Annotated in this window: 13 protein-coding genes; 7 read left to right on the forward strand and 6 right to left on the reverse strand. The window is 36.9% G+C overall.

The features are described 5' to 3' along the window. Positions 1–27: 27 nt before the first annotated feature. The 3 genes from AC4QJR_RS19300 to AC4QJR_RS19310 form a co-directional block, all read right to left on the reverse strand. A complete protein-coding gene (locus tag AC4QJR_RS19300; RefSeq protein ID WP_496523903.1) occupies positions 28–3,681 on the reverse strand; it encodes a dynamin family protein in 3,654 nt (1,217 codons plus the stop codon). A gap of 336 nt (positions 3,682–4,017) precedes the next feature. Beyond that, positions 4,018–4,593 carry an isoprenylcysteine carboxyl methyltransferase family protein gene (locus AC4QJR_RS19305; protein WP_496523904.1) on the reverse strand — a complete coding sequence of 192 codons (576 nt, stop codon included), beginning with the start codon at positions 4,591–4,593 and terminating at the stop codon, positions 4,018–4,020. Next, positions 4,594–5,682, reverse strand: a complete 1,089-nt coding sequence (locus tag AC4QJR_RS19310; protein WP_496523905.1) for a type III polyketide synthase — start codon at positions 5,680–5,682, stop codon at positions 4,594–4,596. It lies immediately after the preceding gene. Positions 5,683–6,397: 715 nt separating this feature from the next. Here AC4QJR_RS19310 and AC4QJR_RS19315 point away from each other — a divergent pair. Genes AC4QJR_RS19315 through AC4QJR_RS19325 form a run of 3 tightly spaced genes read left to right on the forward strand, consistent with a single transcriptional unit; the run spans position 6,398 to position 8,712 of the window. Continuing rightward, on the forward strand, positions 6,398–6,547 hold the full coding sequence (locus tag AC4QJR_RS19315; protein WP_251456888.1) for a cytochrome c oxidase subunit 2A: 150 nt from the start codon (positions 6,398–6,400) through the stop codon (positions 6,545–6,547). Positions 6,548–6,568: 21 nt separating this feature from the next. Then, positions 6,569–7,045, forward strand: a complete 477-nt coding sequence (locus tag AC4QJR_RS19320; protein WP_026563869.1) for a cytochrome c oxidase subunit II — start codon at positions 6,569–6,571, stop codon at positions 7,043–7,045. Further along, the gene (locus tag AC4QJR_RS19325) at positions 7,045–8,712 is read left to right on the forward strand and encodes a b(o/a)3-type cytochrome-c oxidase subunit 1 (RefSeq protein WP_496523906.1); all 1,668 of its coding nucleotides are present in this window, start codon (positions 7,045–7,047) and stop codon (positions 8,710–8,712) included. The genes AC4QJR_RS19320 and AC4QJR_RS19325 overlap by 1 nt, the downstream gene beginning before the upstream one ends. Positions 8,713–8,810: 98 nt before the next feature. Here AC4QJR_RS19325 and AC4QJR_RS19330 read toward each other — a convergent pair whose 3' ends face one another. The 3 genes from AC4QJR_RS19330 to AC4QJR_RS19340 all read right to left on the reverse strand — a co-directional run bounded on the left by AC4QJR_RS19330 (position 8,811) and on the right by AC4QJR_RS19340 (position 13,407). Continuing rightward, positions 8,811–10,313: a carboxypeptidase M32 gene (locus AC4QJR_RS19330; protein WP_496523907.1), complete on the reverse strand. Its 1,503-nt coding sequence runs from the start codon at positions 10,311–10,313 to the stop codon at positions 8,811–8,813. A 217-nt stretch (positions 10,314–10,530) separates the two neighbouring features. Next, the gene (locus AC4QJR_RS19335) at positions 10,531–10,764 is read right to left on the reverse strand and encodes a DUF2249 domain-containing protein (protein WP_098571189.1); all 234 of its coding nucleotides are present in this window, start codon (positions 10,762–10,764) and stop codon (positions 10,531–10,533) included. A gap of 279 nt (positions 10,765–11,043) precedes the next feature. Then, entirely contained in the window at positions 11,044–13,407 is a 2,364-nt protein-coding gene (locus AC4QJR_RS19340; RefSeq protein ID WP_496523908.1) for a nitric-oxide reductase large subunit, read from the reverse strand. A gap of 224 nt (positions 13,408–13,631) precedes the next feature. On the opposite strand from AC4QJR_RS19340, the gene AC4QJR_RS19345 reads away from it, so the two are divergent. Genes AC4QJR_RS19345 through AC4QJR_RS19360 form a run of 4 tightly spaced genes read left to right on the forward strand, consistent with a single transcriptional unit; the run spans position 13,632 to position 16,081 of the window. Continuing rightward, positions 13,632–14,324 carry a Crp/Fnr family transcriptional regulator gene (locus tag AC4QJR_RS19345; protein WP_496523909.1) on the forward strand — a complete coding sequence of 231 codons (693 nt, stop codon included), beginning with the start codon at positions 13,632–13,634 and terminating at the stop codon, positions 14,322–14,324. A gap of 38 nt (positions 14,325–14,362) precedes the next feature. Next, complete coding sequence (locus tag AC4QJR_RS19350) at positions 14,363–14,596, forward strand: DUF2249 domain-containing protein (protein ID WP_098571186.1); 234 nt, start codon at positions 14,363–14,365, stop codon at positions 14,594–14,596. Positions 14,597–14,614: 18 nt separating this feature from the next. Then, a complete protein-coding gene (locus AC4QJR_RS19355; protein ID WP_496523910.1) occupies positions 14,615–14,821 on the forward strand; it encodes a DUF2249 domain-containing protein in 207 nt (68 codons plus the stop codon). A gap of 15 nt (positions 14,822–14,836) precedes the next feature. Continuing rightward, complete coding sequence (locus AC4QJR_RS19360) at positions 14,837–16,081, forward strand: hypothetical protein (RefSeq protein WP_496523911.1); 1,245 nt, start codon at positions 14,837–14,839, stop codon at positions 16,079–16,081. Positions 16,082–16,086 lie beyond the last annotated feature (5 nt).

Consider the following 16,086-nt stretch of genomic DNA (forward strand, 5'->3'; position numbering starts at 1 on the left):
CGATTTTGATATATAAACTTAGAACTATTATGCCAGCTTTGATTGGATATCCTTTAAAAATTCAATGGGGATTCCACCGTCTAAGGCAGAAAGATGACTTAAATAAAAATCATTTACTTGCGCGTTCATTTCTTCTAATAGACGATCGAATTCCTTTGTGATTTCATTGCTATAGTGACTATTTAATCGTTTCGCTTCTTCTGCTAAATATTCCTCTGCTGGTATATCTAACACTTGATAAAGCTCATCACTCATTTGTTTCTTTTCATTTTTTTCAAAGAAGGATTTTGGATTTTTAAAATAAGACATTGCTTTCGTAAATACTTGTTTATTTACATTTTTAAAGGCATTTGGAAATTCAATTGTTTCTTTATGCTCCATTTCAAATGGTGAAAAAGAAAGGTCTGAATTAATTTCCTGTAAGTTCCTGATAAGACTTGATTGGAAATCAGACATCTGCTTTTCAGTAAAGCGCTCAATACGTACAGTAGTTGCTCTCATTTCTTGAGCAAAATCAAACCCTAGACTTTCGAGAAATTCATCCAACGCACCTTGTAAAACTTTTTTTAAATTACGTCCATCGTCCCTGAGAGAGCTTGGATTAAATGACTCCCTAAAGAAATCCCCGAAGCGTAAAAATACCCGTTTCTTAATGTAATAAACCAGCTCATCTGCTTCTTGATGCAAACGGTTTTGTAAATTTCCAACTGTTTGGTTTGTAAATAACTCTTGAATTAGCGCTTGCTGGTTTCTTATATCCTCCCGTTTTTTCTCTTTTACCGATTGATCTTCGCGCGAACTTTGAATCAGATTAGTGATTAAATCATGGACACGAGTTACTTCCTTTTCCGCTGAGGAGATAGCCATTTCTGTTAATTCATTGGTAATGAAGCGATAAAACGCCTGTTCAAATTTATTCAAACCTGAATCCAATTGTTGATTAGCATCCGTTTTTTCCTTTAAGGCTAATAAACTAGACACAGGATAAAGATGCGGATTTCTTATCCCATATTTGCTAAGTTGATCCTCAACATAATCAATCACCGATTCCTTCTCTTCCTCACTCTCAGCAAGATCGATGGCATTGATAATAAAAAACATTTTATCCATTTGGAATGATTCCTTCACACGTCCAAGTTGGATTAAGAATTCACGGTCAGCTTTAGAAAATGCATGGTTGTAATACGTAACAAAAAAACACGCATCTGAATTTTTAATATAATCAAAGGCTACACCCGTATGACGAGCATTGATTGAATCTGCTCCAGGTGTATCAACAAGTGTGATGCCTTTTCGGGTTAGCTCGCAATCATAATAGAGCTCGATCCATTCGACATAGCAAGATTTTTCTTCTTTTGCGACGAACTCGCTAAATTCAGTAACATCCGTTTCGAGAACAGTTCCTAACAAATTCCCATATGATGCATGGCCTTTCATAAATGCCTGCAAGAAGGCATAATGGGTCTTTTCTAAAACTCCACCTTCTTGACCTGTTTGAAGCATAATCTGATCTATTTGCTTGGATGCACCTTCCAAATCTGCAACATGGTGTTCAAATACTTTTAAGGAACGATTAACATCCTCCAGCATGGCTGAGGCATCTTTAAATTTAACAAGCACTGTTCCATGAGGATGATTTTCCGTAACTGGTTTAATTTTATTAATTGCAGCCGTGGTAGGATTTGGTGAAACAGGTAATACCTTTTCACCCATAAGTGCATTGGCAAAGGATGATTTGCCTGCACTGAAAGCACCAAATAATGCGACGGTAAACCCTTTGTTTGCAAGTCTTTCTGCTTTTTCCGCTAATTCCGTTGAGAGCTTTTGAAACCCAGGAATGTCTTTGATTAATGTTGAAGTTAGGCTGAGACGCTCTACGGTTTTAATTAAATGGTCTTTCGATGAATTTACTTCCGTTTCCTTAAATATGGATTTTTCAAAGGGTTCAGGCTTAGAAGTTTTGGTGACAGTTGAATCAGTGCTTGTGTTTGGCTGAGCTCTGACCACCTCAAATTCTTCTTCATCCTGTTCAAAAAGATGATAACTATCTTCTTGCTGCACAACATCCGATGTTAATAACTCTTCGATTTTTGTTTCCATCAAGGTAATTTTCTGCTGCGATTTTTTTAATTCTGTTAATGCCTTAACATATCGATCCGTGCTTTTTAGTTCTTGTTCATACTTCCCTATTAGTTTGGTGGTTCGTTCCTTTAATGCTTTTAGAAACTCCTCTTTAAAAGTCGTGAGTTGGATTCGTGCCAGTTTTTTAATTTCATTGGCCACATCTTCTGTATAATGTAATACATATTCACCAGATACTCGTGCACCGGGCTTTACTGCTTCTGTTAAGAGACTTGTGGGAACATTGATGGAATAAGATTGTGCCAATCCCAGCAGTTCCCCCTCATCAAGTCCAGTTTCTTTTAATGTGCTCAGTAAAAATTCGCGGACATGCCATTCTAACTGAGCTTTCGTTTTATCAAGAATATCATGCTGAAAACGTTCCAGCCTTACCTTTTTCTCTTCTGCTGTCTTTTGCTTAGAAAACAAAAATCCAATCTTAAATTCTGGCTGACATGATTCCAAATAACTTTCAGCCAATTCTCTGGTTGGAAAGGGCATCAGATAGGCGTTTTTAAGGATTTGGGCAATTTGATGATCAAATTCCTTTTCAGTTCCGGCCACCCCATCTTTTAATGTCTTGAGGTTACCTACCGCTTCTTCGGCAGCATTGGACAATGTACTTCTTTCTTCATCAGATAATTCATCAAGAATCGCCAGAATAGGTGCCAAATTCTCTTGATCTAATATATGCCTTTGCTGGATATGATCCTGTGTAATTTTCTTCAAAGATTGAAATATGGATGGAACTAATAATTGATCTTTAGAGGACAATTTTTCTCTAATAAAACCTTGAAGATCGTGAAATTCATTGAAGGGATGGGTTTCATGCTTCAATGAAGTATAAAATATTCTTGCTGGTTTAACCCCCCATGATGCAAACGAATCTTCCACACTGTTTTGAAACTCCAGAAAACTTAGTTCTTCATCATTGTGTTTGTCAATTTGGTTTATGACTAAGTAAACTTCTTTCCCTGCTTCAGTCAATTCTTTTGTAAATAAAAAATTCAACTCTGCTTGGACATGGTTATAATCCATTACATAAAGAATCAAATCAGCAAGATGGATGGCCGACTCCGTTGCAATTCGGTGGGCATCGTCAGCTGAATCAATGCCAGGTGTATCCATAATGACAGTATGTTCGGGCAGACCCGTATCACTGTGACTTATTTCGATTTCTTCAATTTGATCGCCGTCTTTACAATAATTCTTTACTAATTCATAATCATAAGGAGCTAAATATAAACGAGGTGTTTCATTTTTGAAGAAGACTTTGGCGTATTCTTCCCCTGCTTTTACTTTCACCAAGTTTGCACTAGTAGGAATTGGACTCGATGGCAGTAATTTTTCACCCACTAGTTGGTTAATCATTGTCGATTTCCCTGCAGAAAAATGACCGCAAAAAGCTATTAGAAACTCTCTGTTCTCTAACTTTTTGGCTAATTGTTTAATTTTTTTTGCATGTTCAAAATCCTCTTGATTCATTAAATATTCATAGATTGAAACGATCTTCGATTTCAATGTCTGGATGGCTTCTTCTTGGTTCGCTATTTTTACCATTACTTATTCCCCTTAACAACTTTGTAATATTTTTTATTTTATACGATAATTCAAACTTTTCCTATCCTGATACATTTTTTCTTAAAACAAATTTTTCCCAAAAACGACAAAAAGCCAAGGTTACCGGCCTTGGCTCAAAAAAGTAGATATTTATTTTTAATGGGTAACATTTTTTAACACGTGCTTCATGACAAATGCATAAATAATAACCGTTCCGCCAACTAAAGCAAAAGCCATATGTAACACCTTCCTTATCAAGGTTGTTGAGAATGATTTTCATTGTTAATCAAATTTTAACATAGGTGATAATCATTTTCAATAGTCCTAATCAAATTGTCACACTTTTTTAACAACTTTAGGGAGAAAACGATTACGATCCTGAAATATCCCTTCATATTCCGTCAGTTCCATAAGCGCTTTTTCTTCTTCAGTAATCCGAACTATAAGGATAATGCTATTTAGGATAGTAAAGAGGCACGCCGTTATATAGCAGTTGAATAATAAAGGTACCACAGCTATTTCCATCGCAACCACAAAATAATTGGGATGTCTGATATAAAGATAAGGACCTTTTTTTATCACCTTTGCATCTCGCAAAACAATTATCTTCGTGTTCCAATACCTTCCAAGTGAAATAATCACCCAAATCCTCATGATTTGCATCAATAAGAAAATTGATAAGAGGATCGGCCAAAAATAAGAGAGTTCCCTATTCCCATAAACTTTTTCAGCAACTAGGCAAATAAAGAACAGTACATGCATCAAAACCATCAATCGATAATGTTTTTTACCAAATTCGATAGCACCTTGGTTCTTCATCCATTTTTCATTCCGTTTTGCGATACAAAGTTCAACCACACGTTGAAAAATAATGAAGCCAATGATGATTTCGAATACAAGAAATCCCTCCATTTACCTCCACCTCATTAAATGCAGTTCTGAACTAAACCCTGGCCCAAGAGCAGTACCAAGACCATAGGCACCTTTTGGAATTTCTTTCTCCATGAATCGTTTCAGCACAAAAAGGATTGTCGCTGAAGACATATTTCCAAACTGTTTTAGCACATCAAGTGAAACCTTTGTCATTGTGGGAGGAATTTCTAATGATTTTACATAAGCATCGATTACCTTTTTTCCACCTGGATGGGCAATAAAATAGTTAATTGTTTCAAGTTCTACATGATTTTCTACTAGAAACTCGGTTACATTCGGCTTCAGCCAATTTTCAATTATATGAGGAATATCGCGAGAAAAAACGACATATAACCCGTTACTCTTTATATCCCATCCCATCACATCTAAGGAATCCGGCATAAGTGTTGACTGAGTTGCAATAATGAAGGGTGAGGTCTTCTTCTTTCTGTATTCACAATAATTTGAATCATCACCGCAAACTAACGCACAGGCAACACCATCAGCAAATAAGGATGTACCTATGAAATTACTTTTCGATAGATCATTACGTTGAAAGGTCAAGCTGCAAAGTTCCACAGAGAGTACAAGTACCTTTGCTTTCGGAAAAGCAAGGCAGTATTCACGGGCTCTTGATAACCCTGCAGCACCACCTGCACAACCAAGTCCCCATATTGGAACCCTCTTAGTATGAGGCAGGAAGGGAAGTAAGTTCATAATTCTCGCTTCGATGCTTGGAGTAGCAATTCCGGTGGTTGAAATAAAAAAAATGGCGTCAATCTCCTGATAAGGGATTTCCCTTGTTAAGAAATCAGAATTATATAAACACTTCTCGATTGCTTCTCTTCCAAGTTCAACCGCTGACTCAATATAAGCCGTATTTTTTTCTTCAAACGTTTTATCTTCTTTAAACCAATCAATATTTTTTACAAAATGCCTTTTTTCAATTTGGCCATTTTGAAAGGCGCGTAAAAGTCTTTCAATGTCCTTAAAAGAATCGGAAAACAGCTCGCGGGCAAACTCCGATGCTTGATTTTGGTTTACTTCAAATGGCGGCGTTACCTCTGCAACTGAAATTATCGTCGGCATATCTTATCTCCTTCGAGCTATGTAAGGGTATTTTTTCCAGCTTGAAGATATTTATGCAGAAAGGTCAGCACATAAAAAAAAGCCCCCTTTAAGGGAGAAACCGAAGTTTCTCTATAAGGGAGCAAACGTTTTGAAGGTTGTTGCTGTGCTCTTAAATTATATAATGGATGCTAATTTCGTTCATTAGCTAATGTTTTCCAATTTCAACTTCCTAAAGAAAAGCAAGAAATATGCTTTTCTTGATCTAATTTTTATCAGGCTGCTTTTGAACTTCAATCTTAATTTTATTTTTTACTACAGTTCCACAAATTTTACAAATTTCCACATTGTCATACAAGAGACGACATCGTTCGCAATAATATTTTTCCACAAAAATCCACTCTTTTCTAGAGGAAAATAAGATTTATTATTATCATATTTTCGAACTTCGAGAGTGTGACATTGATTCCAAAAGATATCTTTTTATCGTTTATGAAGGATTATTCAATTACTTTTATCACAGAGGAAGTGTGATAGTTCACATTTTATTCACAAATACCCTGGGGTGATTGTGATATAAATCACTGTTATATCAATTTTATAATATTAACATAGTAGATACCTAAGGAATGAACAATTCGTGAACTATGATATTTGTTATTTTTTCATCACAATTGTTTTGTATTATGAAAGAGAACTAATCAATTATTTTATTACTCTGAAGGGAGTGCGGGGGATGGCGAAGGCGGAACTTAAAACAAACAATAAAACAGAAATTGAAGACAGCTCTTCTCTTAAAGGGACATTAGCGTCCGTTTTCTTATTAGGAGCTTTTATTGTTGTTACTTGGGTAAGTGTCTATTACTTATTTGTTGATCGTTTTTAATGATTGAAGGGGGAAAAGATTATGCATATGCATAAATTCGAAAAAATTTGGCTAACCTTTGGAATTGGCGCTCTGGTTGTTTTCTTAACAACTGTAGGTGTAAGCGCGTTCTATCTTGGCAACAAGCCGCCGAGCTGTTTAACGACGATTAATGTAGATAAGGTCGATCAAACGAAACCCTTTGATAAACCGGGATTACATAAGGTTGAAGGGAAAGATTGGGACTATGAGTTAGTCTATGTTGCTTCGGCTTTCTCCTATAATCCAGTAAAAGTGGAAGTACCACTTGGAGCAAAGGTGAAAGTTATTGCTACAACCAAAGACGTCGTCCATGGCTTTGAGGTTGCGGGAACAAATATCAACATGATGCTGGAGCCTGGTTATGTCAGTGAATATACGACAACATTTGATAAAGCAGGAGAATATTTAATTGTTTGTAATGAATATTGTGGTGCTGGACATCATTTAATGAGTTCGATGATTGAGGTGAAAAAATAATGACTAACTCCATAACAACGAAAGTAAAAGTGGACCCGCGAGATGCAAAGCTTTCAATGGCGCATTTTTTTGTTGCCTTCTCTGCTCTTGCACTTGGAGGTTTAATGGGGCTATTACAAACCCTTGTCCGTTCCGGAAAATGGGAGCTTCCATGGGGCATTGATTATTACCAAATCCTTACTGTCCATGGTGTGTTAATGGGATTGGTTTTAACGACGTTTTTTATTATGGGATTTCAATATGCTGCGGTAAGCAGAACCACTGGAGGTCATTCAATTGCTGCCCGCCGAACTGGCTGGATCGGTTTTTGGATAATGTTAGTAGGAACTTTAATGGCAGCAACCATGGTTTTACTTAAAGAAGCTTCAGTACTTTACACTTTTTATGCACCACTAAAAGCACATTGGATTTTTTACTTAGGTTTAACGTTTGTAGTAATTGGAAGCTGGATTGATGGTTCGGCTCAAATCATGACCTATGCAAAATGGCGGAAAAACAATCCAGGTCAGCCAAGTCCATTATTGAGTTTTATGGCTGTAATAAATACTGTCATGTGGATTATTGCTACATTGGGCGTTGCAGCAACGGTATTGTTCCAATTACTTCCTTGGTCGCTTGGATTAGTGGATACTGTTGATGTATTAGTAAGTCGGACTTTATTTTGGTATTTTGGTCACCCACTCGTTTATTTCTGGCTTTTACCTGCGTACATGTGCTGGTATGCGATTATCCCGAAAATTATCGGTGGAAAAATTTTCTCTGATTCATTGGCACGCTTGTCATTTATTTTGTTTCTGCTCTTCTCGATTCCAGTTGGTTTTCACCACCAATTAACAGAGCCAGGGATTGACCCTGCTTGGAAGTTCTTACAGGTTATCTTAACATTCATGGTTATTATTCCATCGTTAATGACTGCTTTCTCGTTATTCGCTACGTTTGAAAGATATGGTCGCTCAAAAGGAGCAACAGGCCTTTTTGGCTGGTTTAAAGTTCTGCCTTGGAATGACGCTAGGTTTACTGTTCCATTTATTGGGATGGCTTCATTTATTCCTGCTGGTGCTGGTGGGATCATTAACGCTTCCAACCAAATGGACCAAGTGGTGCATAACACCATTTGGGTAACTGGTCACTTCCATTTAACTGCGGCAACATCCGTTGTGTTAACGTTCTTTGGGATTTCTTATTGGCTTGTTCCACATTTAACCGGCCGCAAATTAACAAAAGCTATGAATAAATTAGGTATCATCCAAGCTTGGGTATGGTTCATTGGAATGGCCTTCATGTCGGGTGCCATGCACTTCCAAGGCCTTTTAGGCGGACCAAGACGTTCTGCTTACTCTACTTACGGTGGAGCCAAACAAGCAGCTGAATGGGTTCCATATCAAATTGCACAAGCAGTGGGTGGAACAATTTTATTCCTAGGAATTATTCTGATGATTATCATATTCATCAATCTTGCCTTCTTTGCTCCTAAAGGGGAAGAAGAATTCCCTGTAGCGGTAGCTGAGAATCTTGAGGAAAAAACACCAATGGTATTTGAAAACTGGAAATTATGGCTAGGAATTGCCGCAGCCTTAATTCTTTTCGCTTACACGATTCCATTTATCGATATTATTCAAAACTCCCCTCCAGGCTCAAAAGGATTCCAGACCTGGAGTAAATGGTAAGTAAGAAAAGCGCAAGCTCCCTGGAGCTGGACAATTCTCAAAGCAAAATATTAATAATGAAACAAGACTTCAATCTTTTCGATTGAAGTCTTTTCTCATTAATTTAATCTATATACCGTTCCAAACTTCTCATATAGATAATCAATTAAATATTGGGGATTTACCCCCTCTCCGGTAACATCCTGTAAGATTTCTAGCGGCTTTTTCATTTTACCGTATCGATGGATATTAGCTGTCAGCCATTCTTTGATTGGAATAAGGTTCCCCTCTTCGACTAATTGATTAAAATTCGGTAGATCTTCGACCATTTTCTGCTTAAATTGTGCTGCATACATATACCCTAAGGCATAGGAAGGGAAGTAACCAAAGCTGCCTCCCGCCCAATGGACGTCCTGCAGCACACCCAATGCATCATTTTCAGGACGAATGCCTAAATACTCTTCGTACTTATCATTCCATATCTTTGGTAAGTCCTTCACAGCAATTTCATCATTAAATAACCCTTTTTCAATTTCATAACGAATGATCACATGGAGCGGATATGTTAGTTCGTCCGCTTCAATTCTAATGAATGATGGTTTCGATTCATTAATAGCACGATAAAAATCTTCAATTTCCACTTGGTCAAATTGTCCAGTTGCATAGTCTTTCAGCAGTTGGTAATTATTTTTCCAAAATGAAAAGCTTCTTCCCAGGATATTCTCATAAAAAAGGGACTGCGACTCATGAATCCCCATAGAGGTACCCGTGCAAAGCGGTGTACCAATTAAGTATTTAGAAATATTCTGTTCATATAAAGCATGACCACCTTCATGTATCGTCCCAAAAACGGCAGTACGAAAGTCGTTTTCATTATAATTTGTGGTCACACGGACATCACCAGGGTTTAATCCTGTTGCAAAAGGATGAACCGTTTCATCCAGACGGCCTGCTTTGAAATTATAACCCATTTTTTCAAGAATTTTTAAACTCAATTCACGTTGGTTTTCCTTAGGAAATTTTTTAAATAGAAAATCAGTTTTAGGTTTGTTTGACGACTCTGAAATTTGTTTGACTAAAGGCACAATTTTCTCCCTTAGTTCCGCAAATACTTGATCTAATACATTCATCGTCATACCAGGCTCATACATATCTAATAACACATCGTATTTGTTTTGTTCATGCCCCCAATAACCTACGAATTTCTTAGTCATAGCAACCAGTTTTTCTAAGTAAGGACTGAACAAAGCAAAATCTGAATGTTCTTTCGCTTCCTCCCAAACACTTTCAGCCTTAGATTGGAGAATGACAAACTCTTTATACTCCTCAGCGGGGATTCTTTTATTTCGTTCATATTCTTTTTTGCACTCATCGAGAATTTTTCTAGTTCTTTCGGACAATGGCTGTTTTCCTAAACTTGCTATATATGCAGCCATTTCCTCAGAGGTAGACATTTTAAATACTTCCGAGGAAAGCATTCCAATCACTTCAGACCGTCGCTCCACACCTTGTTTGGGAGCCCCTGTTCTTAAATCCCAATATATTAATCCTAATGCTTCATTATAGGCTGACATCTTTTTCACGTATTCCAAAAACTCTTTTTCTAGTAGCTGCTTATTCATTCCATATCCCCCTTTAGATTCCCATTTAAATTTTAACACATTATTCAGAAAAATAGGTAAATGGCTATAACCATCGGAATAAAAAAACAACAGAAAGAAATTCTGTTGTAAAATAGAAATATAGGGAAAAGAGGATGAATCCTGGAAAATAAATAGATTGGAAAATTTAGCAATGGTTAAGTAAATCAGGTTTAATTGAAATTAATTTTTGAGGGAACTACTTTTTAGCAATAGCTACTCTCCAAGTTTCTGGACCTTCTTCAAGGTACTCCCAAGAAAATTGCTCCGGTCTTTCCATCATGAATTGATATAACAATGGTCTTGGATCGTGGTCATTGACAATCATCATCGTTTCACCAGATGCTAGTTCGTCAAAACCATTAAAAATGGTAGGATGTTTCTCACGTGGTGGGAAATCTGGTACATTGATAACTTTTGCGTATGTTTGCATTATTATCACTCCTATTAATTTGTTAACTTCTCTATTATATTAAAACCTGTATGAAAACTTAGTGAGAGGCATCACACCAAAAACATGATTTTGCTTAAACGGGGGGATGACAATGAAGGAACTCATTGGAAAGTGCACATGCTGTAGTAAAGAAATCTATTGTTTGGATGGTTTTTTTAACGGGATCCATACAGAGGAGAAAGAAATCTATTGTTTTGAGTGTTTTGAGAAAAAGAGCAAAGAAAATCCGCAAAGCTGACCTTTGCGGATTTTTAATGGTTACTCTTCATCTATGGATAAATCTTTAACTGGAAGCTTTTCTCCTTCTTTATGTGTTGGCTTTCTCAAATTAAAGATCGCCTTAATACAGAATACTAACAATATCACTACGCCAATTAAGAATATGGTGTCAGGCACCGCGCGCCAAGTTAATAATGTTTCAACAATATCCTTTTGTAAGAAAGATGCTGAACGAGATGCTGCATATCCATGATTAAATGCTTCTTTAATTTGGATGAATCCGACTGGAAGTAAGGATAGGAACACCATTCCTGCGAGTCCAATGTTTAACAAGATACAGCTGATTTTAATCCATTTATCATTCCATGCTTCTGGTTTTACAATATTTCTTAAGGAGTAAAGGAGTACTGCACATGCGAACATACCGTATACCCCCATCATCGAACCATGGCCGTGTGCTGGGGTTAAGAATTGTCCATGTTCGAAATAGCTGACGGCAGGTAGGTTAATCAAGAAGCCAAGCACACCTGCACCGACTAAGTTCCAAATGGCAACTGAGATTAAGAACCAGAATGTTCCTTTGTAAGGGAAATTTACTCCACCCTCACGCATCATTTTGTATTGCTCATATGCTTCAAGGATTAACAATGTTAACGGAATAACTTCTAATGCAGAGAATACAGCGCCGAGAGACAGCCAAATTTCTGCAGAACCATTGTAGTAATAATGGTGCCCGATTCCGATTACCCCGCTGCCCAAGAGAAGGATCAATTGGAAATAAAGTTGTCTTACGGTAGATTTCTTCGTTACGAGGCCCAGTTGAACCAATAAGAAACCAATAACTACAACTGCAAACACTTCAAAAATACCTTCTACCCATAAGTGGATAATCCACCAGCGCCAGTAATCGGCAAATGTAAAGCTGGTACCTGGGTTGATAAATAAGGCAAAAATATAGAAAGCTGGTACAGCAATCGCTGAGTAGAATAATAGGTGAATGAGTCCACCTTTATCTGTTTCTCGCTTAAGACCTGCCCTGACTCCACGATAAACAATAAACAGCCAGATAAGCATCCCCACAATGAGAATGAGCTGCCAAACACGTCCTAGTTCAATATATTCCCAACCTGTATGTCCAAATAAGAACCACTTGTTTCCTAAATAACCATTTGCACCAAGCCATTCTCCAACCATACTTCCGGCAACAAGAACAACCAGTGCCCAGAATAAAATATCTACTAATAGACCTTGTTTCTTAGGTTCATACCCGCCAACAAGCGGTGCAACATAAATTCCCATTCCAAGCCAGGCTGTAGCTATCCAGAAAATAGCCAGCTGCAGGTGGTAACCTTTTGAAATATTAAATGGAAGAATATCATGAATCCACTTCATTCCGAAGAAACTATCTGGTTCGATATAATAGTGAGCTAGTAAAGCCCCAAACATACATTGTACAAAGAATAAAGCAGCAACAATCACGAAGTATTTCCCTGTTTTCACTTGTGAACTTGTCACTGGCATTTTTCGTAGATCAATCTGCGGGAAATTACCTTCTTTATACGCTTCCTGCATTCCAAAATTATAACGGTAGAACACGAATAGGATAATTCCTACCATTAATACAAATAATGTAATGCTTGCCCCGCTCCACCAAACGGCTGAAAAGGATAATTGGTTGCCCGCGTCTTCATAATATGGCCAATTATTCGTATAAGTAATTTTATCACCTTCACGAACCGTACTTGAAAGCCAGGCAGTCCAGAAGAAGAAATCTGATATTTGAGTAATTTGGTCGCCTTTTGCAACATACGCACGATCTGTTTTAGGCATGTCGCCTTCTTTAATTAGATTTGGCTTTAATCCCCAGCCGTCACCTCTAGTGAATATCTCTTTATAGTACTCTCTAACTCTTTCAAGTCCAAACGCCTGTGCATTTGTTAACTTCATGGTATCGCTGCTTGAGTCATAACGGTTTTTCCGCATTTCTTTGATTACTTTATTTTTAATTGCTGATTTTTCATCATCATTTAAAGAAGCATAGTCTTTACTATATTGTTCATTTGCCCTAAAGTCTTGCATTCCCTCAGTATATAGCTTTAAAGCTTCAGCCGTATAGTCGGGACCCATATATGAACCGTGACCTAAAACAGTACCATAATCCATTAATCCGTACTTTTGAAAAACGGCCTGTCCACCCATGATGGATTCTTTTGTAAATAGAACTTCACCTTTTTGATTAGTTACTTCGACAGGTCTTGGTGCCTGTTCTTTAAAAATCCAATATCCCCCAACTAGTAAAACAGTGAAGCTGAGCAATATTGTGATCACTAATACTGATTTAAGCAATGCATTTTTATTCGCCTTCACCACTTTTTTTGGTGGTGTTCCTCGTTGTATTTCCATAACCCTTCATCCTTTCGTGTTTCATTACCTTTCGTATTGTAACTTTCACAAGTCTGACACAAAGTGAAGCATTTCATCCTTTTCCTGTGATATTTGCCACACACCTGTTAGACTGAGAATAATTTTCATAAAAACTAGTTAACTATGATGGAGGTCACATTATTACTTGTAAAACATTGCTACAATCTAACTAAATCATAATTACTAATACGAAGGTGATGTTAATGAGACAAGAAGACATTGTGAATAGATTATCTGTTGTCCCCATCTTTAAGGAATTGTCAGCAGAAGAACTGAAGCCAATCGTGAAGATTGCACAAACTCGGTTTTATAAACATAAGATGTATGTTTTTATGCAGGACGATCCACTTGACCGCGTGTTTTTTATTCATAGTGGAAAGATTAAGATTTGCAAAACAGACCTATCAGGTAAAGAACAACTAATTTCCGTCCTTGAGCCTGGTGAAATGTTTCCACATGCAGGATTTTTCAGAAAGGGCAATTTTCCAGCCCATGCTGAAGTAATGGAGGATGCTAATCTCATTATCATTCCGATTGATAAGTTTGAAGAAATTCTCATTACCTATCCAGAACTTTGTATTAAACTCTTTAAAGTATTGGGAGAAAAAATAGTAGATTTACAAGGAAGATTAGAAGCACAGGTACTTCATAATACTTTTGAACAAATTATTTTACTGCTGGTTAGGCTTTGTAAATCTAATGGAGAAATGATTGATGGCCGTTATAGACTCACCACACAGTTTACCAATCGTGAATTAGCTAATATGATTGGTACCTCAAGAGAAACGGTAAGCAGGACGATTAATCAAGTGAAAAAGAAAAACTTTATTACACTCGACGAGGAGGGGTATTACCTTATCGACCGGGATGCACTTCAACAGGAATTGTTCTATTAATAAATAGATTTCATTTATATATAGGGAGATGTAATACAATGGAACAGAAAATTATTGAACTAGATGTAAGAGAAGATTTAAAAAATAAAATAGAACCCTTCCAAAAAATTATGGAGGCAATTAAGGAGCTAAAAGGAAATGATATCTTTATCCTACATGCCCCTTTTAAACCCTCACCACTCTTCACGGTATTAAAGGCGAAAGGCTTTACCCACGAGGAAGAAGAAATTGATCATAAGCATTGGAAAGTAACTTTCACAAAAAAAGCTTAAGGAAGAAGGGGAAATTGTATGATTTTAGATAATCGCGGTTTAGAACCGCCACAACCTATGATGCGGACCTTAGCCGCCTTGGAAACCCTCGGAGAAAATCAAACATTAACAATAATTAATGATAGAAGGCCCATGTTTCTCTATGAGCAACTTGAGGAATTGGGTTATCAACAACGAACAGAACAACAAAGTGACGGAAGTTTTAAAATTGAAATCTTCCGGTAAGCGGGGTGAATAATCATGCTTCCTCAAAATATGGGAAGTGAAACAAATATTAAACTTCCATTTTCATTTATTTTGTTTAGTTTAATTGCATTAGTACTTTCGCAAATTCTCCTATTAGTCAATGGTCAATTAATAGCTTCAGGGACTTTTAGAATTCCTGTGATCTGGTCTTCAGCCCATTTATTAGTTTTAGGCTGGTCATTAATGGCTGCCATGGGATCGATGTATCAATTGGTACCAGTTGCTTTCCTAACTAAAATATGGAATGAAACATTCGGATTTATTCAATTCTTCATAACAGCCGTTGGAATTGTTTCATTTTCAGGGATGTTATATTGGTCGCCGCAAAATGCGATGCTGCCCGGCATCCTCATGCTGCTTGGGATTTTAATGTTCTTATTCCAAATGTTTATGACCCTTAAAACACAAGCAAAACCAACTATTCTTACTGCTTTTGTAGGTTCCGCGCTTGTTTGTTTATTTATTACCAGTTCCTTAGGGATTACCCTAATATATTGTTTAAAAACAGGTTTTGCTGGGGAATATTATCAATCCATCTTTAAAGCCCATTTATTACTGGGGATTACAGGCTGGTTTACACTGTTAATTTTCGGATTCTCTTACAAGATGGTGCCGATGTTTTCCTTATCCCATGGTTTTCCGATGGTCCAAGCAAAATATGTATTTACGTTTTATATTTCTGGTCTTGTCCTATCATTAATTTCATTCTTTACCAATAACAGTCTGCTATTGAAAATTGGATTCTTTTTACTTTTAGTTGGTTTTACTATTTTTAGCTTGCATATTAGCCTTATTATCAAAAAACGATTGAAAAAGACATTAGATAAACCATTTACGTTCGCACTTGTTGCGATTGGATTGGGGAATTTGATTCATTTGGCAGCATTTATCCTGCTATGGAATCATCGATTCACGAACCTTATAGGAGCTCTTGTTTACGCCTATTTATTACTCTGGATCGTCTTAAGTATCGTTAGTTATTTATATAAAATCGTTCCATTTCTTTGGTGGACATTTAAATATAGTAAAGAAATTGGAAAAAACAAGGTCCCTTCATTAAAAGAAATGATGAATGAAAAAATTGTTACCCCCTTGTTTTCAATATTTATTGCAGCGATTTTGTCAGTCTTTTGTGCCTTAACCTTTCATATAACTGTTTTGTTTAATATCGGTCAGACCATCCTGTCGATTATATTTATTATTATTGCATTCAGTATCCTGCACGTTTTAAAAAAATAGTGAGG

Source organism: Neobacillus sp. BP17 (genome assembly GCF_059579525.1).

What these genes read in the sequence shown, in the direction of transcription:
- AC4QJR_RS19315 (WP_251456888.1), top strand. Translation starts at nt 6,398, where the DNA reads ATGGCGAAGGCGGAACTTAAAACAAACAATAAAACAGAAATTGAAGAC.
- AC4QJR_RS19305 (WP_496523904.1), bottom strand. Translation starts at nt 4,593, where the DNA reads ATGGAGGGATTTCTTGTATTCGAAATCATCATTGGCTTCATTATTTTT.
- AC4QJR_RS19330 (WP_496523907.1), bottom strand. Translation starts at nt 10,313, where the DNA reads ATGAATAAGCAGCTACTAGAAAAAGAGTTTTTGGAATACGTGAAAAAG.
- AC4QJR_RS19345 (WP_496523909.1), top strand. Translation starts at nt 13,632, where the DNA reads ATGAGACAAGAAGACATTGTGAATAGATTATCTGTTGTCCCCATCTTT.
- AC4QJR_RS19300 (WP_496523903.1), bottom strand. Translation starts at nt 3,681, where the DNA reads ATGGTAAAAATAGCGAACCAAGAAGAAGCCATCCAGACATTGAAATCG.
- AC4QJR_RS19325 (WP_496523906.1), top strand. Translation starts at nt 7,045, where the DNA reads ATGACTAACTCCATAACAACGAAAGTAAAAGTGGACCCGCGAGATGCA.
- AC4QJR_RS19360 (WP_496523911.1), top strand. Translation starts at nt 14,837, where the DNA reads ATGCTTCCTCAAAATATGGGAAGTGAAACAAATATTAAACTTCCATTT.
- AC4QJR_RS19320 (WP_026563869.1), top strand. Translation starts at nt 6,569, where the DNA reads ATGCATATGCATAAATTCGAAAAAATTTGGCTAACCTTTGGAATTGGC.
- AC4QJR_RS19310 (WP_496523905.1), bottom strand. Translation starts at nt 5,682, where the DNA reads ATGCCGACGATAATTTCAGTTGCAGAGGTAACGCCGCCATTTGAAGTA.
- AC4QJR_RS19350 (WP_098571186.1), top strand. Translation starts at nt 14,363, where the DNA reads ATGGAACAGAAAATTATTGAACTAGATGTAAGAGAAGATTTAAAAAAT.
- AC4QJR_RS19340 (WP_496523908.1), bottom strand. Translation starts at nt 13,407, where the DNA reads ATGGAAATACAACGAGGAACACCACCAAAAAAAGTGGTGAAGGCGAAT.
- AC4QJR_RS19335 (WP_098571189.1), bottom strand. Translation starts at nt 10,764, where the DNA reads ATGCAAACATACGCAAAAGTTATCAATGTACCAGATTTCCCACCACGT.
- AC4QJR_RS19355 (WP_496523910.1), top strand. Translation starts at nt 14,615, where the DNA reads ATGATTTTAGATAATCGCGGTTTAGAACCGCCACAACCTATGATGCGG.